Annotated in this window: 13 protein-coding genes; 8 read left to right on the forward strand and 5 right to left on the reverse strand. The window is 71.3% G+C overall.

Annotation, left to right across the window (positions count from 1 at the left end; genetic code table 11):
* Positions 1 to 46: 46 nt before the first annotated feature.
* The 4 genes from BM430_RS03975 to BM430_RS03995 are packed head-to-tail and all read left to right on the forward strand — an operon-like array spanning position 47 to position 5,403.
* Entirely contained in the window at positions 47 to 1,810 is a 1,764-nt protein-coding gene (locus BM430_RS03975) for a carbamoyltransferase family protein (RefSeq protein ID WP_093565643.1), read from the forward strand.
* Entirely contained in the window at positions 1,807 to 3,102 is a 1,296-nt protein-coding gene (locus BM430_RS34555; RefSeq protein ID WP_093565645.1) for a glycosyltransferase family protein, read from the forward strand. The genes BM430_RS03975 and BM430_RS34555 overlap by 4 nt, the downstream gene beginning before the upstream one ends.
* Entirely contained in the window at positions 3,089 to 4,411 is a 1,323-nt protein-coding gene (locus BM430_RS33805; protein ID WP_143131958.1) for a glycosyltransferase, read from the forward strand. The genes BM430_RS34555 and BM430_RS33805 overlap by 14 nt, the downstream gene beginning before the upstream one ends.
* Positions 4,408 to 5,403 carry an acyltransferase family protein gene (locus BM430_RS03995; protein WP_177302934.1) on the forward strand — a complete coding sequence of 332 codons (996 nt, stop codon included), beginning with the start codon at positions 4,408 to 4,410 and terminating at the stop codon, positions 5,401 to 5,403. Before BM430_RS33805 ends, BM430_RS03995 begins: the two co-directional genes overlap by 4 nt.
* A gap of 25 nt (positions 5,404 to 5,428) precedes the next feature.
* Here the strand turns inward: BM430_RS03995 and BM430_RS04000 are convergent, their stop codons facing one another.
* The 3 genes from BM430_RS04000 to BM430_RS04010 form a co-directional block, all read right to left on the reverse strand.
* Positions 5,429 to 6,556 (reverse strand): sugar-transfer associated ATP-grasp domain-containing protein, encoded by a 1,128-nt coding sequence (locus BM430_RS04000; RefSeq protein WP_093565653.1) that lies wholly within the window; start codon positions 6,554 to 6,556, stop codon positions 5,429 to 5,431.
* 256 nt (positions 6,557 to 6,812) lie between these two features.
* A complete protein-coding gene (locus BM430_RS04005) occupies positions 6,813 to 7,775 on the reverse strand; it encodes a UDP-glucuronic acid decarboxylase family protein (RefSeq protein ID WP_093565983.1) in 963 nt (320 codons plus the stop codon).
* Positions 7,776 to 8,257: 482 nt separating this feature from the next.
* A complete protein-coding gene (locus BM430_RS04010) occupies positions 8,258 to 8,980 on the reverse strand; it encodes a GntR family transcriptional regulator (RefSeq protein WP_093565655.1) in 723 nt (240 codons plus the stop codon).
* Positions 8,981 to 9,193: 213 nt separating this feature from the next.
* Here BM430_RS04010 and BM430_RS04015 point away from each other — a divergent pair, with 213 nt between their 5' ends.
* The 4 genes from BM430_RS04015 (at position 9,194) to BM430_RS04030 (ending at position 15,238) form a co-directional block, all read left to right on the forward strand.
* A complete protein-coding gene (locus BM430_RS04015) occupies positions 9,194 to 10,330 on the forward strand; it encodes a sugar ABC transporter substrate-binding protein (protein WP_093565657.1) in 1,137 nt (378 codons plus the stop codon).
* 379 nt (positions 10,331 to 10,709) lie between these two features.
* Entirely contained in the window at positions 10,710 to 12,257 is a 1,548-nt protein-coding gene (locus BM430_RS04020; protein ID WP_093565659.1) for a sugar ABC transporter ATP-binding protein, read from the forward strand.
* Positions 12,254 to 14,320 (forward strand): ABC transporter permease, encoded by a 2,067-nt coding sequence (locus BM430_RS04025; protein ID WP_093565660.1) that lies wholly within the window; start codon positions 12,254 to 12,256, stop codon positions 14,318 to 14,320. Before BM430_RS04020 ends, BM430_RS04025 begins: the two co-directional genes overlap by 4 nt.
* Positions 14,321 to 14,362: 42 nt before the next feature.
* Positions 14,363 to 15,238 (forward strand): SMP-30/gluconolactonase/LRE family protein, encoded by an 876-nt coding sequence (locus tag BM430_RS04030; protein ID WP_093565662.1) that lies wholly within the window; start codon positions 14,363 to 14,365, stop codon positions 15,236 to 15,238.
* 555 nt (positions 15,239 to 15,793) lie between these two features.
* On the opposite strand, the gene BM430_RS04035 is transcribed toward BM430_RS04030, so the two are convergent.
* The gene (locus BM430_RS04035) at positions 15,794 to 17,791 is read right to left on the reverse strand and encodes an aconitase family protein (RefSeq protein ID WP_093565664.1); all 1,998 of its coding nucleotides are present in this window, start codon (positions 17,789 to 17,791) and stop codon (positions 15,794 to 15,796) included.
* Complete coding sequence (locus BM430_RS04040) at positions 17,788 to 19,215, reverse strand: MFS transporter (RefSeq protein ID WP_093565665.1); 1,428 nt, start codon at positions 19,213 to 19,215, stop codon at positions 17,788 to 17,790. Before BM430_RS04040 ends, BM430_RS04035 begins: the two co-directional genes overlap by 4 nt.
* Positions 19,216 to 19,263 lie beyond the last annotated feature (48 nt).

The following is a 19,263-nucleotide window of genomic DNA, read 5'->3' on the forward strand; positions in this document are numbered from 1 at the left end:
CCCTCACCGCCTCGCACCGAGGTCCGCGACCGCGGAACGACCGTCGATGATCATCCTCGGCCTCAACGCCTACCATGCCGACAGCGCGGCCTGCCTGGTGCGCGACGGGATCCTCGTCGCCGCCGCCGAGGAGGAGCGCTTTCGCCGGATCAAGCACTGGGCCGGCCTGCCGACCGAGGCGATCGCCTGGTGCCTGCGGGAGGCCGGGATCGGGCTCGACCGGGTCGACGCGATCGCGATCAATCAGGACGGCCGGGCGCATTGGCCGCGCAAGCTCGCCACTCTCGCCGCGCATCCGCCCTCCCCGCGCCTCGTCCTCGATCGGCTGCGCACCCGGCGGGCCCGGGCGGGCGTGGTCGAGCGCCTGGCGGCGGCCTTCCCGGGGACACGCTTCTCCGGGCGGCTGCACGCGGTCGAGCATCACCGGGCGCACCTGTCCTCGGCCTTCCACGTCTCCCCCTTCGCGGAGGCGGCGGCCGTATCGGTCGACGGCTTCGGCGACTTCGCCTCGACGGCCTGGGGCGTGGGGCGGGGAGCGAGCTTGAGCGTCGAGGGGCGGGTCTTCTTCCCGCATTCCCTCGGCCTGTTCTACCAGGCCGTGACGCAGCATCTCGGCTTCCCGCATTACGGCGACGAGTACAAGGTGATGGGCCTCGCCCCCTATGGCGGGCCCGGCCTGGTGCCGGTGCTTCGCCGGCTCCTGCACCTGCGGGCCGACGGGGGCTTTGCCCTCGACCTCGCCTATTTCCGCCACCACCGGGAACCCGTGCCGATGCGCTGGACGGACGGGGTGCCGGATTGTCCCCGGCTCTCCACTCCCGCCCTGGACGAGCTGCTGGGCCCGGCCCGCCGGCCCGACGAGCCCCTGACCCAGACGCACAAGGACATCGCCCACGCCGCGCAGGCGGTCTACGAGGAAGCGTTCTTCCACCTCCTCGACGCCGTCCAGGCCCGGACCGGCCTGACCGACCTCGCCCTCGCCGGCGGCTGCGCGGCGAATTCGGTGGCCAACGGCAAGGTGCGGCGGCGGACCCGCTTCCGCCGCGTCTTCGTGCAGGCGGCGGCGGGCGATGCGGGCGGCGCCCTCGGGGCGGCCTACGCGGTCTGGCACGAGCGGCAGCCGCAGCGCCGCTTCGTCATGGACCACGCCGCCTGGGGGCCGGAGGCGACGGAGGCGGAGGTGGCGGCCTTGCTCGCCGCCCGAGGCGCCGACCTCGCCGCCGAGGGCTGCCGCGTCGGCCGGATCGCCGACGAGGCGGCTTTGTGCCGGATGACGGCCGCGGCGGTGGCGGACGGGGCGGTGGTGGGCTGGTTCCAGGGCCGCATGGAATGGGGGCCCCGGGCGCTCGGCAACCGCTCCATCGTCGGCGACCCGCGCCGGGCGGACATGAAGGACATCCTCAACCGCAAGATCAAGCGGCGCGAGAGCTTCCGCCCCTTCGCGCCCTCCGTCCTGGCGGAGGCGGCCGGCACCTGGTTCGAGGAGGACGACGCGGTGCCCTTCATGATGCAGGTGTTCCAGGTGCGGGAGGAGAAGCGCGCCCTCGTCCCGGCGGTCACCCATGTCGACGGATCGGGGCGGCTCCAGACCGTGACCGCGACGGCCAATCCCCGCTACCACCGGCTGATCGCCGCCTTCCGCGACCTCACCGGCGTGCCGCTCGTCCTCAACACCTCCTTCAACGAGAACGAGCCGATCGTCTGCCGGCCGGACGAGGCCCTCGACTGCTTCCTGCGCACGCGGATGGACCTCCTGGTGATCGGCGACCACACCATCGCGCGCGGCGCGGCGGGCGGAGGCGCGGCGTGAGCGCCCACATCGTCCCGCCGAGGGACCGGACACCCGACGACCCGGTGCCGCCCGGCGACCCCCTGCGGATCTGCATCGTCACCCCGGGCCAGGTCGGCTCGAACCCCCGCGCGGTCAAGGAGGCGCAGGTCCTGCGGGCGGCCGGTCACGCGGTCACGCTGATCGCGACCCGCGTCCTCGACCTGGACGAGGCCCGCGACCAGGCGGTGATCGCGCAGGCCGGCTTCGCGATCCGGCGGATCGACCTGCGCCGCGGCCCCGCCTGGAAGGCGCGGCGCGCCCTCCAGATCCTGGCCGGCCGGCTCCACGCGGCGAGCGGATGGATGGGGGCGGCCATCCTCGGCCACAGCGCGGCGACCCCGGCGCTGATCCGGGCGGCCTGCGCCGTGCCCGCCGACCTCTACATCGCCCACTATCCCGCCGCGCTCCCGGCCGCCGCCGCGGCGGCCCGGCGCCACGGCGGCGCCCTCGCCTACGACGCCGAGGATTTCCACCTCGGAGACTGGCCGGACGGGCCGGCCCATGCGCGGGTGCGCAACCACGTGCGCGCCGTCGAGGGCCGCTTCCTGCCCGCCTGCGCCTTCGTCACCGCGGCGTCGCCCGGCATCGCCGACGCCTATGCGGCGGCCTACGGCGTGGCGCGCCCGCAGGTGATCCTGAACGCGTTCCCGCTCGCTCAAGGCGCGCCGGCCCCGACCGCCCGGGGGAGCGCGGAGCCGGCCCCGTCCCTCTACTGGTTCTCCCGGACCATCGGGCCCGACCGCGGCCTCGAATGCGCCCTGCGGGCTGTCGCCGCGGCCCGGACCCGTCCGCACCTCTACCTGCGCGGCACGCCGGCCGCGGGCTTCGCCGAGGCGCTCGGGGCGCTCGCCCGCTCCCTCGGCCTCGCCGACCGTCTCCACCTGCTGGCACCCGAGGCGCCGGACGCGATGGAGCGGCTCGCCGCAGCCTACGATCTCGGCCTGTGCGGCGAGCCCGGGCACACCCGCAACAACGGGCTCGCCCTCTCGAACAAGCTGTTCTCCTACCTGGCGGCCGGCGTGCCGCCGGTCCTCTCCGCCACCCCCGCCCAGCGCGCCTTCGCGGCCGAGACCGGGCTGTCCGACCACCTCTACCCGATCGACGATCACGCCGCCCTTGCCGCGCGCCTCGACGGCCTGCTCGGCGATCCCGGCCGGCTCGCGGCGGCGCGGGACGCCGCGTGGCGGCTCGGCCGGGAGCGCTTCAACTGGGAGCGCGAGGGGGCGCCCCTGCCCCGCCTCGCCGCGGAGGCCTGCCATGGCCGGCGCTGACGACGGGCGGGCGCCCGACGCGAGGATCCGGCGCGTCCTGATCGTCTCGCCGCATTTCCCGCCCTCGTCGCTGGCGGCAGCGCATCGCGCCCGTCACCTCGCCGCGCATCTCGGCGCCCATGGCTGGCGCCCGACCGTGATCACCGTGCGGCCCGAGGATTACGAGGACGCGCTCGACCACCGCCTCGCCGCCCTGGTCCCGGGCCATGTCGAGATCCTGCGCGTTCCGGCCCTGCCCCGGCGCCTCGCCCGTCGCGTCGGCATCGGCGATATCGGCCTGCGCGGCTATGCCGGCCTGCGGCGCGCGGTGCTGGGCTGCCTCGACCGGGACCGCCACGACCTCGTCTTCATCACCGGCTTTCCCTTCTACCCGATGCTGATCGCGCCGGCGGTGCGGCGGCGAGGGGTCGCCGTGGTCCTCGACTTCCAGGATCCCTGGATCTCCGACTGGGGCGCGGCCCGCCCGCCCGCCTCCAAGGCGGGCCTCGCCCACCGCCTCGCGCTCCATCTCGAACCGCGGGCGGTCGCGGCGGCGTCGGGCATCATGTCGGTCTCGGCCAACCAGAACGACGCGATGCGCCGCCGCTACCCGGAGATTCCCGAGGCGCTCTGGTGTGCGCTGCCGATCGGCGGCGATTGGGGGGACTTCGCGGCGGTTCCGGCCCCGGCCGCGTCCGGTCCGGTGGTCCTCTTCGCCGGCACCTTCCCACCGCGGTCGGGTGCGGTGTTTTCGGCGTTGTTCCGGGCCGTGGCGAGCTTGCGGGCGGCGGAGCCGGGGCGCCTCGCCGGGGTGCGGTTCCGCTTCGTCGGGACGGCGGCGGTCACGGATCCGCGGGCGGCCCCGGTCGTCACCCCGATCGCGGCGGCCCAAGGCGTCGCGGACCTCGTCGAGGAGATCCCCATGCGCCTGCCCTATCTCGACGCGCTCGGCGAGATGTGGGGATGCGCCGTCAACCTGATGGTCGGATCGGACGAGCCGCACTACACGGCGTCCCGGATCTATCCCGCCCTGATGTCGGGCCGGCCCTTCCTCTCCCTGTACCACGCGCAGAGCAGCGCGCACACGATCCTGTCCCGCTGCGGCGGCGGGATCGCCGTGGGCTTCGACGCGGCGGGGGGGCCGGCGGCGGCCGAGCCGGCCCTGCGCGACGCCCTCGCCCGGGTGCTCGCAGCCGGCGACCGCCTCGGCCCGGTCGATCCCGCGGCGATCGCGCCGTTCACCGGCTCGGAGATCGCGCGCCGCTGCGCCCGGTTCTTCGAGCGCGTCCTCGCCGCCGAGGGGTCGTCGTCCGGGAGAGCCGCGCCGTGAACTCCGGCGAGCGCCTGGCCGGCATCGACGCCCTGCGGGGCGTCGCCGCCCTCGCGGTGGCGTGGCTTCATCTGACGAACACCTATACGGGCGCGAGCCGGGAGGCGGGCGCACTCGGATGGCTCGGCGTCGACGGCTTCTTCGTCCTCTCGGGCTTCGTGATCCCGCTGGCACTGCACCGCGCCGGCTACGGGCTCGCCCGGTTCCCCGCCTTCCTGGCGCGGCGCCTGATCCGGCTCGAACCGCCCTACCTGGCCAGCATCGCCCCGGTGGTCGTGCTCCAGATCGCGAGCAGCCACGCCCCCGGTTTCGCCGGGCGCGATCCGGGCTACGTGCCGGCCCAGCTCGCCCTGCATCTCCTCTACCTGATCCCGCTCAGCGGCTACGACTGGATCAACGTCGTCTACTGGACGCTCGCCTACGAGTTCGCGTTCTACGTCGCGGCCGGGCTGCTGTTCCCCTTCCTCTGGACGCGACCGCTCGCCGCGACCGCCGCGGTGATCGTCGGGGCGACGCTCATCGTCGAGGGCGTCGCCGGTGCGGCGGAGCCCCCGCGCTTCCCGCTCTTCCTGATGGGGATCGCGGCGGCCCGCCGGCATCTCCGGCGCGACTCGTGGGTCTCGTTCGGCGTCGGCGTCGGCGGCGCGGCCGCGCTCATGGCGGCGGGGGGCGGCCTGCTCTCCGCGCTGGTCGGCGCACAGACGGCCTTGGCCGCGACCCTGGCGACGACCTCGGCGCCCACCCGGGAGAGGACGTGGTCCGGATCGCCGCTGCTCTGGCTGGGGCGGATCTCCTATTCGCTCTACCTGACGCACGTGCCGGTCGGCGGTCGCGTCGTGAATCTCGGCAAGCGCGTCGTCGACGGGCCGCTCCAGGAGATCCTCCTGTCCCTGGCGGCGCTCGGCACGTGCCTCGCCTTCGCGACGCTGTTCCATCGCGCGGTCGAGCGGCCGTTCATCCGCCTCTCGCGCTCCATCGTCCTGCGGCGTTGAGGCGAACCGTCGGTCACGCCCGGGCTCAGCCTGCGGCGTCCGGGCCGGCGCGGTCCCGGCTGGCCGCGTCCCAACCGTGCGCGTCCCAATCGATCGCGTCCCAAGCCGCCAGGATGCGGCCGGGCGGCGGGCCGGCGCCCAGGCCGAGGCGGGAGGCCAGCGTCGTCACGATCCAGTTGCCGCAGGTGTTCCCCTCCAGCACGACCGGCCCCCGCGGCGTCGGCACGAGGTCCCAATCGACGATCGGCAGGGGCGGCATCGTCCGCATCGCCTCCACCACCGCGGCGGCGGCCTCGGCGTAGCCCGGCACGACGCGACCGGTGAGGCCGGCCCCGTTCCAGGGCAGGGCCGCGAAGCGCTCGCCCGGCTGGGCGAACGAGAGTCCGGCCGTCATGCGGCCGCTGGACGGATCGACCGGCACCCGCAGCACGCCATCCCGGAAACGGCGCGGATCGCGGCCGGGCACCGGGATCTCGACCAGCGCCGCGTGGAGGATCGGCGCCCCGCCGGGTTCCCGCGTGGTGGTCAGGCGCAGGACCGGCGGGCGGCCGGCGGCGGCGAGGTCCGCCAAGTCCGGATGAGCGCTCAGCCGTTCCTGGACCAGCAGGGGATCGCGGGCGGATCGCTCGAGGAGAAGCCGGCGCAGAATCGTCCAGGGCATCGGCGGCGTCCCCTCGCCGATCCGCCAGCCATCGGATTCCCGGATCAGCGCGAAGCTCCCGCGTCCGCCGGAGCCGCGGCGCGGCTTGACGAACAGGTCTCCGGCGACAGGGAGCGGCGGGTCTGTCCCGCCGAGCGAGGAGGGTCCCTCGACCAGCAGGTGGAGGGTCGGGACGGCCAATCCGGCGGCGCTCAGATGCGCGGCGGCCGCCAGCTTGTCGGCCAGCAGCGCATGGCCGGCCGGGTCGCCCAGTCGCGACAGCAGCAGGCCCGCGGCGCGCCCGGGCAGCGGGTGGCGGGAGCCGTGCAATCCGCGCCAGACCACCGCTTCCGGGGGCGTCGCCCCCGACATCAGACAGTCAACGTACAATTGCGGGATCGCATTCCGGTCGAGCCCGGCCCGGCGCGCGAAGCGGAGGGCTCCGGCCAGGGCGGCGACCGACCAGCCGATGCGATCGATGATGCGAAGCCCGGGATGCAGGGAGGCCGCCATGCGTCGCCGGAACGCGGCGCTGCTCCGGCGGCGGGGCAGCGCCAGACAGGGGTCCGCGCTCGCCGCCCATCCCTCGCCGTCCCAGGGCAGCCGCCGCCACAAGTCCCGGATGGACCGATCCGCGCGCCGCCGGCCGGGGCTCAAGTCCGAACGATCCTCAGACACGGGACGGGCCACCGGCCCGGTAACCGGACCGATGCGGACGCGAGTGCCGCACCGGAACCGCGCGAGGCGATGCGACGAGGCCGGTTCGACCTCATAGTCGGTGCTCGGCCAGAAGCCGATCGAAATACAGGACCGTCTTCTCGATGCCCTGGCGCAGCGGCACCGTGGGCTCCCAGCCCAGGATCTCCCTGGCCCGGGTGATGTCGGGGCAGCGCTGCCTGGGATCGTCCGGAGGCAGCGGACGGTGGATCAGCCTCGAGGACGACCCGGTGACGTCGAGCACGACCTCCGCCAGCTGCCGGATCGTGACCTCGCTCGGATTGCCGATATTGATCGGGCCGGCGATCTCCGGCCCGGTCGCCATCATCCGCATCATCGCCTCGATCAGGTCGTCGACGTAGCAGAACGACCGCGTCTGCTGACCGTCGCCGTAGAGCGTGATGTCCTCCCCTCGCAGCGCCTGCACGATCAGGTTCGACACCACCCGCCCGTCATTCGGGTGCATGCGCGGGCCGTAGGTGTTGAAGATGCGCACGACCTTGACCTCCAGCCCGTGCTGGCGGTGGTAGTCGAAGAACAGCGTCTCGGCGCAGCGCTTGCCCTCGTCGTAGCAGGAGCGGAAGCCGATCGGGTTCACCCGCCCCCAATACTCTTCCGGCTGGGGATGGATCTCCGGGTCGCCGTAGACCTCGGAGGTCGAGGCCTGGAGCACCCGCGCCTTGGTCCGCTTGGCCAGGCCCAGCATGTTGATCGCACCGTGGACGCTGGTCTTCGTCGTCTGTACCGGATCGAACTGGTAGTGGACGGGCGAGGCGGGACAGGCGAGATTGTAGATCTCGTCGATCTCGACGTAGAGTGGAAATGTTACATCATGTCTCAGCAATTCAAAGCGTGCTTCATTCAGCAAATGCTTCAGATTTGTTCGCGTACCTGTAAATAAATTGTCAACACATAGCACTTCATGACCCTGCAAAATAAGCCGCTCACAGAGATGGGAACCGAGAAATCCGGCGCCACCCGTAACCAGTATTTTCTTTATATTTCCGTATCGCATAGACATAAATCCCACATGCGGAATTCGATCCACTTATCGTCGTGCGCGCGGCGGTCACGGGAGCCGGAGCGGATATCTCCTCGGAGTGCCGATGCCGGCAGATCCCAGGCGGGAGATCTTTCAGGCCGACGCAGATGTCGACCGTCATCGGACTTGGGGGGGGCGGTCAACTGGTTTTCGGCGATCCGGCTCGACTCCGGCGCATGGACCACGCGCCCTGGATCGCACCGGCTCCGTTCACTTGGGGTCATGTCCCTCGGATGACGCGAACGGCGCCGTTTTTCCCTAGGTCAGCGAGCGTACCGGGAGGATGGTGCGCGACCATGAGGGCGAGCACGGCGCGCGATGGCCGGTGATCCGGTCGGTCGCGGCCGAGAGTCGATCGCGACCAAGAGTCGGTCGCGGCCGAGAACGGCGGCTCGGGCGAGACGCTGGAGGACCTGGATGCCCAATCGCACCGCCGAAACCGGCCGAAGTCGAGTTCAGGATGCCGTCCGGCGTTTCGCCCGCGGTGCCGGGACCGCGTCCTCGCCGAGTACCTTGCCCAGCATCAGCGCGGCGTCGTCGATGTCCCGCTGCAGGGCCAGCCGCGCCCCGGCCGGGTCGCGCCCGGCGATGGCGGCCCGCATCACCCGGTGGTGGTCGTTCGAGGCGCCCCAGGCATCGCTCGCGCCGAGAAGATTGAAGAACGGGCCGATCTGGAGCCAGAGGGACTCGATGATCGAGAGCAGGGCGTCCGATCCGGATGCCCGGTAGATCGTGAAGTGGAACGCCCGGTTCGCCGGAACGTAGCGGGCGCGGTCGCCCTGCTGCCTGGCCTCCTCCATCTCCGCGATGAGGTCGTCGAGCGGGCCCTGCTCCTCCGGCGTCATGCGCTCGGCCGCCCATCCGATCGCCGTGCCCTCGACCTCGATCCGGACGCGCTGGAGGTCCGCCAGGCGCTCGGGCGACAGGAACGGGATGCCGACCGAGCGCCCGGCGACGTTCGTCAGCGCCTTCTCGGCGACGAGGCGGTGCATCGCCTCGCGCACCGGCATGGCGCTGACGCCGAAGGCTTCCGCGAGGCTCTGCACCGTCACCGTGCGCCCGGGCTCGATCCCGCCGGTGAGGATGAGCTCGCGCAACCGGACGTAGACGTGATCCTGCAGCGTCGCCCGCGACACGGGGGAATACGGCAGCACGGGCTGCGCGCGCGGGGGCGCCATGGGGATCCGCTCGTCTCTCGGGGAATGTGGGCCCGGATCCTACCGAAGACCGGCTTCCGGAAAAAGGCCTTGTCGCGATTTTCGATCTGTGATTTTTGATCAAAAAAAGCGTCGAACGCCCGAGGACCACACGTCCGAGAATCAGACGCTCAAGAATCGAACGTACGAGCATTGCGTCGAACGCCGACGAGGCGACCGGGAGGGGACGTAGAGATGACCAGGACGCTGCTTTCGGCTGCGACGGCCGCCCTGTGCCTGACGGCGGGACTGACGCACGCGGCATCGGCCCAGGAGAAGGCGCAAGAGAAGGCCAAAGTCTTCCTGAGCATGAGCTATATCGGGAACGACTGGCAGGCCGAGGCCGCCAACATGATCAAGGCCATGGCGGCGAGCCCCGCCGTCGCGTCGAAGATCGACCTCCAGGTCCAGGTCGCGGGCCCGAACGCCCAGAAGCAGATCCAGCAGATCAACGCCATGGTCCAGGCGGGCGCCAAGGCGATCCTGGTCTTCCCGATCTCGCCCACCGCCCTCAACCAGGTCGTCAAGAACGCCTGCGCGAAGGGCGTGATGGTGATCGCCTATGACGGGCAGATCACCGAGCCCTGCGCCTACAACGTCCATATCGACCAGCAGGAGGCGGGCCGGGTCACCGCCGAGTGGCTGGCGGGCAAGCTCGGCGGCAAGGGCAACATCGTGGCGATCACCGGCGTGCCCGGGACCTCGGTCGACAGCGGCCGGACCGAGGCCGCCAAGGCCGTCTTCGCCAAGCATCCCGGCCTCAAGATCGTGGCCGAGGCTCCGGGGATGTGGAGCCAGGCGGTCGCCCGGACCGAGCTCTCGAAGATCCTCGCCACCCAGGGCTGGGACAAGATCGACGGGCTGTGGATGCAGGTCGGCTGCTTCACCGCCAACCAGATGCAGCTCGAGGCCGGCATCCCCGCCGACAAGCTGAAGCCCTGCGCCGGCGAGGGCTCGAATGGCGGCCGCATCCAGATGCTGCCGAAGGGCACGGCGGTGGAGGGCGCGAACGGCGCCTACGCGCCGATGGGCGCGCCGCGCATCTCCTACGCCTCGCCGCCCTATTCCGGCGCCTACGCCCTCAAGCTCGTGCTCCAAAAGCTCGACGGCAAGGAGGTCCAGCGCGAGACGATCCTGCCGCTGCCGGTGGTGACGAACGAGACCGTGAAGCTCTGCAAGACCGGCACCTGGCAGGAGATGTCGGAGGGCTGCAACGCGTTCCAGCCCGCTTCCGTGTCCAATCCCGGCTGGTTCGCCTCGATCTTCTCGGCGGAGACGCCCGAGGTCGGCCTCAAGGCGGCGCTGAACGGCGAGCCCGAACCGGTCCGCTGACCGGTTCTTCGAAGCATTATCCGACGAAGTGGATTCCGGTTCGTCGAAAAATGCTTTGGCGAAGGTTCGACACGGCGAGGGTTGAGAATGGCCGAGAGCCATCGGGTAGACCTTTCGTTTCCACTTCTCTCCCTTTCCCGGACGACTGCAGCGAGAGCGGAAGGAGATCCGGGATCCAGCGAAGGAATTGCCGCGAAGCGGCTCTGCATACTGCACCGTGGCAGACACAAGGACGCTTCGCGACTTTTCGTGCTGGATCCCGGATCTCCTTCCACTTCGTTTCAGTCGTCCGGGAAAGGGGAGGCAGCTGCACCGGAGCCGCCTCGCGCGGCTTACGCGCCTCCGCCGTGCCGCGCGTCATCAGCTTGAGAGCCAAGGCATGACCGACAGCTTCGAAGCGCTCACGCTCGACCGGGTCGTCAAGACCTACGGCGCGACCACGGCGCTCGGCGGCGCGTCCCTGAAGGTCGCCACCGGCGAGGTCCACGCGCTGCTGGGCGAGAACGGGGCCGGCAAGTCGACCACCGTCAAGCTGCTGTCGGGCCTGATACGGCCGAGCGCCGGCGCGATCCGGGTCTTCGGCCGCGAGGTGGCGATGGCCCGGCCTGCCGACGCGCATCGCCTCGGCATCCAGACGGCGTTCCAGGAAATCAGCCTGGTGCCCGACCTCACGGTCGCGCAGAACATGCTGCTGCCCGAGGGGCCGCGCAACCGCCTGGGCCTGCTGCGCCGGCGCGAGGGCGAGGCGCAGGTTCGCGCCCATCTGGAGCGGATTGGGCTATCGTCGATCGACCCCCGCGCCGAGATCCGCGCCCTCGACCTGCCGCAGCGGCAGAAGATCGAGATCGCGCGCGCCGTGTTCCGCGATCCGCGCATCCTCCTCCTCGACGAGCCGACCTCGGCCCTGTCGGGCGGCGACATCGACTGGCTCGGCGGCCTGATCGCCGGGCTGAAGGCGCAAGGGGTGACGACGATCTTCATCTCGCACCGCATGGCCGAGGTGCGCCGGTTCTGCGACCGCCTCACCGTCCTGCGCAACGGCAAGGATGCCGGTTCGGCGCGGGTGGACAAGGTCGACGACGACGCGGTGATCCGGATGATCATCGGGCGCTCGCTCGAGGCCACCTTCCCGCCGCGGCCGGCCCCGACGGCCCGTCCGGCGGGGGCGGTTCCGGTCTTGAGCGGCGAGGGCCTGAGCACGGTTGGACGCTTGCGCGACGCGAGCTTCGCGCTGTGGCCGGGCGAGATCCTCGGCATCGCGGGCCTGGCCGGGATGGGCCAGCAGGACCTGTTCCACGCCTGTTTCGGCCTCGCTCCGCTCACCGCCGGCACCCTCTCGGTGGATGGGCGCCCCATCACCCTGCGCTCGCCGCAGGACGCCATCCGGCCCGAGGTCGGCCTCGCGCTGGTGCCGGAGGAGCGCAAGACCGAAGGCCTGTTCCTCAAGCGGGACGGCCGCTTCAACGGCTCGCTGCCGGTGATCGAGCGCTACTCGCGCCTCGGGCTCGTCGACACGGCGGCCGAGGGGCGGGACGTGGCCGCCGCGCTCGCGCGGGTCGACATCCATCCGCGCGCGATCTTCACCCAGGCCGGCGCGTTCAGCGGCGGCAACCAGCAGAAGATCGCCATCGCCAAGTGGCTGATCACCGGCGGCCGCGTGCTGCTGATGTTCGATCCGACCCGCGGCATCGACATCGGCACCAAGCACCAGCTCTACGTCCTGATGCGGGACTTCGCGGCGGCGGGCGGCGCGGTGCTGTTCTACTCGACGGAGATCACCGAACTCGTCAACCTCTGCGACCGGGTCCTCGTCCTCTACGGCGGCACATTCGTCGACGAGATGCCGGCCGGCGCGATCGACGAGGAGCGGATCATGCGCGGGGCCCTCGGCGGATCCGGGGTCACTCGCCACGGAGCGCCGGCATGACGACTCTCGCCGAGACACCCGTCCGGGCCTCAAGTCCCGCGTCGCGCCCCGGCGTCGGGCTCTCCACCCTGGCGCGGCACCGGGGCGCGCTGATCGCGCTCGCGGTCTTCGCGGTCCTGTTCAGCATCGTCGTCCTCGTCTCGGGCTTCAACTACTTCCAGTTCAGCTTCATCGCCTCCGGCGGGGCGGCCCTGGCGCTGGCGACCGTCGGGCAGACCTTCGTGGTGCTCACCGGCGGGTTCGACCTCTCGGCCGGCGCCGTGGTCTCCCTCGTCAACGTCGTGCTCGGCACCGGGATGGGGGCGGGGATCGGCTCCCAGATCCTGTTCGGCTGCCTCGCGCTCGGCATCGGGGCGGTGGTCGGGGCGGTCAACGGCGTCTTCGTCGCCTACGTCCGGATGCAGCCGATCGTGGTCACGCTGTCGACGATGTTCATCGTCCAGGGCGTGACGCTGCTGATCAGCGACAAGCCGGGCGGCACCATCGCGCCCGAATTCGTGGCCTTCCTCACCGGCGACGCGATCCCCGGGATCCTGCCGGCGCCGGTGCTCGTCGTCGCGGGGGCGGCTGCCCTCTGGCTCCTCGTCCGGGCGACGCGGTTCGGCGTCGGACTCTACGCCGTCGGCAGCGACGAGGACGCGGCCTTCGCCTCGGGTCTCGACACGCGCTTCGTCACCTTCCGGGCCTACGTGCTCGCGGGCACCTTCTACGGCGCGGCCGGCGCCTTCGTGTCGGCGCAGACCGGGTCGGCGGACCCGCTCGTCGGCAATGCCATGCTGCTGCAGATCTTCGCCGCGGTGGCGCTCGGCGGGACGGTGCTGGGTGGGGGCCGCGGCGGGGCGATCGGCTCGATCGTCGGCGCCTACACGCTGATGATCGCGGTCAACCTCCTGCTCGCCCTCGACGTCCCCGCCTTCTACTCGTCGGTCGCCGAAGGGACCCTGCTCATCCTCGCGGTGGTGGGCGGCTCGTTCGGCCGGCGCTCTCCCCTGGCGAACACTCTCCGCCTCGGTCTGCTCACGCTCAGGGCGCGCCGGGACGGCACCCTGGCCTCGTCCCGCCGATCGGACCGCCCGGCCCTCGTGCTGCCCGCGGGCCCCCGCCGGAGCCACGAGCCCGCCGCCTCCGGCTGGCTCGTGCGCCACCGCGACGCGCTCAAATACACGCTTCCCGCCTATGCCGGTCTCGTCCTGGTGCTGGTGGCGACGCAAGCGCTCAACGGCAACGCGCTGACCAATCCGGGCTTCTTCAACTCGCTCGTCGTGCTGTCGTCCTTCCTGGCGATCCTGGCGCTCGGCCAGGGGACGGCGATCCTGACCGGCGGCCTCGATCTGTCGCTGCCGTGGATGATCTCGCTCACCGGCATCGTGGTGGCGGGCCTCGTCAGCGGCTCGGACCAGGCGGCCCTCTGGGCGGTGCCGCTCGGGCTCTGCCTCGGCACGGCGCTCGGCGCGGTCAACGGCCTCGGCATCGTGCTGCTGGGCCTGCCGCCGATCGTCATGACGCTCGCGATGAACGGCATCCTCCAGGGCGCGGCGCTCGTCTATAGCGGCGGCACCCCGGCCGGCTTCGCCTCGCCGGCGATGCGCTGGGTCATGACCGGCCGGTTCCTCGGCGCCACGCCGGTGGTGTGGGGCGTGGCCGCCTTCGCGCTGGCCGCGACGGTCCTGCTCGGCCGCACCGTGTTCGGGCGCCGCGTCTACGCCGTCGGCAACAGCCCGCTCGCGGCCCGCTTCAGCGGCGTCGGCGTCGGCGGCACCTTGATCGGGGTCTACGCCCTGTCGGGCTTCTGCGCGGCGCTCGTCGGCATCCTGCTCGCCTCGTTCAGCGGCCAGGCCAGCCTCGGCATGGGCGACGAGTACCTGCTGCCCTCGATCGCCGCGGTGGTCGTGGGCGGCAGCCTGATCACCGGCGGGCGGGGCCGCTACCCGGGCATGCTCGGCGGCGTGCTGCTCCTCACCGCGCTCTCGACGCTGCTCGCCGGCACCATGCTGCCCCACGCGGTGCGGGACATCATCTTCGGCCTCGTCGTGCTCGGGGCCGTGCTCGCCCTGCGCGATTGAGGGCGACCAAGACGCCTGAAACGACACGAATGGGAGGACACCATGCGCATCGAGATCCTGGCGGACGTGAAGACGACCCTCGGCGAGGGCCCGCTCTGGGACGTCGAGGAGCAGCGCCTCTACTGGATCGACAGCTTCGACGGGCGGGTCTTCCGCTGCACGGCGGACGGGCGCGAGATCCGGGCCTGGGACGTGCCGCAGAAGATCGGCTCGATGGCGCTGCGCCGCGGCGGCGGGGCGATCGTCTCGCTGCAGCGCGGATTCCACGCCCTCGACTTCGAGACCGGCGAGGTCACCCTGATCCACGATCCCGAGCCCGGCCGGCCGGCGAACCGGCTCAACGACGGCAAGGTGGACCGGCAGGGCCGTTTCGTCGCCGGCTCGATGGACACGATGGAGGAGGGCGCCAACGGCGCGCTCTACCGCCTCGACCCCGACCTCTCCGTGCACGAGCTCGACCGCGGGATCATCTGCTCCAACGGCCCGTGCTGGAGCCCGGACGGCACCACCTTCTACTTCAACGACACCTGGTCGGGCGAGATCTGGGCCTACGATTACGACACGGCGACGGGCAACGTCTCGAACCGCCGGACCTTCGCCACGGTCGATACCTCGCGCGGCGGCGCGGCCGACGGCTCGACTGTCGACGCCGAAGGCTGCCTGTGGAACGCGCTCGTCTATGACGGCAAGCTCGTCCGCTACCGGCCGGACGGCACGGTCGACCGGGTCATCGACATGCCGGTCAAGAAGGTGACGAGCGTGATGTTCGGCGGCCCGGATCTCGATGTCCTCTACGTGACCTCGATGGCCAAGCCCCCGCTGCCGCGCTTCCCGGGCGACGGGCCGCTGCGCGGCAGCCTGTTCGCCATCCACGATCTCGGCGTGCGCGGGGTCCCCGAGATGCGCTTCGCGGGGTGACGGCCCTGCGGGCACCGTAACCCGCCTCGCGCCGGCCGACTCCGTTTCGGAGCGCGTTCGATCGATCGACGTCCGTCTGTCCCACTCACGCCCTCATCCTGAGAGCCTGTTTGAGCGGTTGCATCGATCGATCGGCACACCGACCGACATCTCTCCACATCATCCCGGGGCTCGTCGAAGACGAGAACCCGGGATCCATAGCCGCTGACGTTGCAGAACGAGACGGGGCGCATACTGCTTCATCCTGACTCGTCGGCGGTTATGGATCCCGGGTTCCGCTACGCGGCCCCGGGATGACATCGAGGGTTTCAATGCTGGTGGCCAACTCAAACAATCCCCGAGGTGTCAGCCTGCTCGATTGATGACCACAGAGTTGACACCCTGCATGTCATTCCGGGGCCGCTGCGCGGCCCCGGAATGACATGCAGGGTGTTGAAACTGTCGAGCGGATCAAACAACCTCTCATTCGATTGAAAATCAATTGATTTCGAAGTAAGTCTCCAGACATCTTGGAGATCCCTGGAGCCCTCCTTCGAGGCTCCTTTCAGTCGCACCTCAGGATGAGGTCACGAATGGGACAGAAAATTCCTTCGCGGTACCATCGTCGATTGTCAAACTAGCTCTCAGTTCCTTGAAGCCTGCGATCCGCCCGGCGATCGCACTCGCCGCCACCGTGGCGGGGCTGGCGAGCCAGACCTGCCCGGGCCCCGAACGGCCGGGGAAGTTGCGGTTGATGGCCGAGATCGTGACCTGCTCGCGGGTCTCGGAGGCGCCCGGACCGCAATTGGCGCAGGCGCCGCAGGCGGGCTGCATCACCTCCGCGCCGACCGCCGCGAAGGCGTCGAGGTAGCCTCGTTCCTCGCAGTAGCGGCGCACGTCGATCGTGCCGAATTGCAGGATCAGCCGCACGCCGGGCGCGACCTTCAGCCCGTTCTGGGCCGCCCAGGACAGGACCTCGTGGTAGCGGTCGAAATCCTCCCGCTTGCCGGCGGTGCACGAGCCGCCATAGGCGATGTCGATCGCCACCGGCCCGTCGAGGGCGTTGAGCGGAATGCCGTTGCCGGGATCGCCCGGGCGCGCCAGCATCGGCGACAGCGACGCGACGTCGATGCCGATCTCGGCCGCGTAAGGAGCGCCCGGATCGCTCTGCATCCACGCCTCCAGGGCGGGCGCCGTGCCGCGGCGCTCGTTGAGGAAGCGCAGGGTCTCGGCGTCGGGCGCGACGAGGCCGGTGAAGCCGCCGAGCTCGGCCGTCATGTTGGTGAGCGTCGCCCGCTCGTCGGTGGAGAGCGCCGCGACCGCGTCGCCGGCGAACTCGAACACCCGGCCGACGCCGAGACCGGCGCGGATCTCCGGCAGCGCCAGGAGGTGCAGCACGATGTCCTTGGCGCCGACGCCCGGGGGGAGCGCGCCGTCGAGGGAAACCCGGACGCTCTCGGGCATCGCGAACCGCACCGCCCCGGTGACGAAGGCGTTGGCGATGTCGGTCGTGCCGACCCCGAAGGCGACGCAGCCGACTGCGCCGGCATGCGGCGTGTGCGAATCGGTGCCGACGACGAGCTGGCCCGGGAGCGCGTAGCGCTCGGCCATCAGCGCGTGCGAGATGCCCTCGGAGCCCGGCCCGTCCGGGAGGTATCCGTGATGGGTCAGGCCGTGCTCGGCCACGAAGGCGCGGTGGGCCCGCGACGCCTCGCGGATGAAGGGCATCAGCTGCCGGTGGGCGCTGCTGAGGTGGGTGTAGGAATAGTGGTCCTCGAAGGCGAGGATCGAGGCGGGATCGTCCAGGGCGAGACCGGCCCCGAACGTCTCGTAGAGCAGGTGGCGGGCCATCCCGGTGTAGATGTCGTGGATGAAGCGCAGGTCCGCGCGCACGAAACCGCTCGCGCCCGCCTCCCCCACCGGCGGGCAGGATGCCGTTGCCAGCGCGTGGCGCCGCACGACCTTCTCGAAGTAGGTCCGCGGCCGCCCGTCGTCGGGGAGCGGCGCGGGCCGGGCCCCGGCGAGCTGCGCCCGCCCGTAGGCCAGGAGCCCGCCGGCGCGCAGGATCGCGGCCGCGAGGGGGTCGCGGCCGGCGACCAGCTCGTCCACCGTCACCGCCTCGCCGGCCCGGATCCGGGCGACGAGGCCCAGATCGGTCGAGGTGAACAGGCCGAGATTGTCGGCGTTCTGGCGGTAGATGCGCTCGAAGCTCCCGGCGATCACCAGGCGGATGCCGGCGAGCCGCTCGGCGAGCGGCGCGTGCTCGCGCGACGAGCCCTTGCCGTAGCGGGCACCGCCCACCAGCACCGAGAACCCGCCGCGTTTCAGCGCGCCGAGCCCGATCGGCGTCTCGTCCCCGGCCCGGAAGCCGAGATGGGCGTGGTCGGCGAGCCGCCCGTCGAAATGCACCAGCGAGGGCACCGGCGTGATCTCGTCGGTCGAGATCTCGGCCCGCAGGGGACGAGCATCGGCGAGGGCGAGGTCCTCGCCGGCGAGCTGACGGCGGATGAGGGACGCGTCCGCCGCCAGGCAGAGAACGCGCCCGGGCAGCGCGAGGGTGGCGGGCGCACTCAATGGGAGATCTTCTCGAGTTCGAGCCCGGTGGTGCGCGGCCCCATCAGGCCGATCGTCAGCATCACCACGCTCATCGCGCCGGCGATGAACACGAACACCCCGGTCACGCCGAAATGCTCCAGCATGAAGGCGATCAGGAAGGCGTTCAGGATCGCCGAGAACCGGCTCCAGGAATAGACGAAGCCGACCGCCCGGGTGCGGATCCCGGTCGGGAACAGCTCCTGCTGGTAGGTGTGGTAGCTGTACGAGATGATGTTGCCGGCAAGCGTCAGCATGACCCCGAGACTGACGATGGCGACGGCGCTCGCGGCTTGCGAGAACAAGAGCCCGCAGACGATGTTGACGCCCGCCATCGCCACGATGACGTGCTTGCGCTCGAACCGGTCGGCGATGAGCAGCCCGAGCAGCGGGCCGACCGGCGCGGCGAGCGCGATCAGCGTGGTGTAGCCGAGGCTCGTCGTCACGGTGATGCCCTGCTTGATCAGGAGCGTCGGGACCCAGTTGGCGAAGCCGTAATAGCCGATGGTCTGGAAGATGTTGAACAGGATCATCATCACGGCGCGCCGGCCGTAGGGGGCGGCCCACATCTCGGAAAAGCGCGTGTGGTGCACCACCGTCTCGGCGGGGCCCGGGGGCGGCAGCGGGCGGCCGAGATCGCGCTCGACGCTGCGCTCCAGCCCGGTCATCACCCGGTCGGCCTCGTCGAGCCGGCCCTTCATGGCGAGCCAGCGCGGGCTCTCCGGCAATTCGCGGCGCAGCCACCAGACGAAGACCGCGCCGACGCAGCCGATCAGCACCACCCAGCGCCAGCCGTCGAGGCCGAGCGGCGCGTGCGGCACCAAGAGGTAGGCGAGGTAGGCGACGATCGGCACCGCCGAGAAGCCGAAGGCCTGACAGAGCGCGTTGGCGCGCCCGCGCAGGTGCTTGGGCACCAGCTCGGAGACGTAGGTGCCGATGGTGACGATCTCGACGCCGATGCCGAGCCCGGCGATGAAGCGCCAGAGATTGACCCCGAACGCCGTGTCCTGGAACGCCATCACGCCGTTGGCGGCGCAGTACCAGAGCAGCGACCAGGTGAAGATCGACCGGCGCCCGAAGCGGTCCGACAGGAAGCCGCAGGCGATGGTGCCGAGGAACAGCCCCGAGAACAGCGCGGCGACGAAGCTCGCCACGCCCGTGGTACCGAACAGGCCGTGGGTCGTCGGCGTCAGGATGCCGGACTTGACCAGCCCCGGCGCGACGACGCCGGTGAACAGGAGGTCGTAGAGCTCGAAGAAGAAGCCGAGGCCGAGCAGCATCACCAGCCGCCACACGGTGCGGGTGGCGGGCAGCCGGTCGAGGCGGGCCGAGATCGTCCCGGCGCCGGCGACGACGGGGGCCTCGGCGGCGGCGATGGGCACGGCCTGTGCGACGGACAGGGTCATGGGGCGTCTCCTCGTGGGCGGTTTCCTCAAGGACCCCGCCGGCGTCTG

It is taken from the genome of Methylobacterium sp. 174MFSha1.1, assembly GCF_900116815.1.
Classification (GTDB): domain Bacteria; phylum Pseudomonadota; class Alphaproteobacteria; order Rhizobiales; family Beijerinckiaceae; genus Methylobacterium.

What these genes read in the sequence shown, in the direction of transcription:
- BM430_RS03975 (WP_093565643.1), top strand. Translation starts at nt 47, where the DNA reads ATGATCATCCTCGGCCTCAACGCCTACCATGCCGACAGCGCGGCCTGC.
- BM430_RS33805 (WP_143131958.1), top strand. Translation starts at nt 3,089, where the DNA reads ATGGCCGGCGCTGACGACGGGCGGGCGCCCGACGCGAGGATCCGGCGC.
- BM430_RS04000 (WP_093565653.1), bottom strand. Translation starts at nt 6,556, where the DNA reads ATGGCGGCCTCCCTGCATCCCGGGCTTCGCATCATCGATCGCATCGGC.
- BM430_RS04005 (WP_093565983.1), bottom strand. Translation starts at nt 7,775, where the DNA reads ATGCGATACGGAAATATAAAGAAAATACTGGTTACGGGTGGCGCCGGA.
- BM430_RS04010 (WP_093565655.1), bottom strand. Translation starts at nt 8,980, where the DNA reads ATGGCGCCCCCGCGCGCGCAGCCCGTGCTGCCGTATTCCCCCGTGTCG.
- BM430_RS04015 (WP_093565657.1), top strand. Translation starts at nt 9,194, where the DNA reads ATGACCAGGACGCTGCTTTCGGCTGCGACGGCCGCCCTGTGCCTGACG.
- BM430_RS04020 (WP_093565659.1), top strand. Translation starts at nt 10,710, where the DNA reads ATGACCGACAGCTTCGAAGCGCTCACGCTCGACCGGGTCGTCAAGACC.
- BM430_RS04025 (WP_093565660.1), top strand. Translation starts at nt 12,254, where the DNA reads ATGACGACTCTCGCCGAGACACCCGTCCGGGCCTCAAGTCCCGCGTCG.
- BM430_RS04030 (WP_093565662.1), top strand. Translation starts at nt 14,363, where the DNA reads ATGCGCATCGAGATCCTGGCGGACGTGAAGACGACCCTCGGCGAGGGC.
- BM430_RS04040 (WP_093565665.1), bottom strand. Translation starts at nt 19,215, where the DNA reads ATGACCCTGTCCGTCGCACAGGCCGTGCCCATCGCCGCCGCCGAGGCC.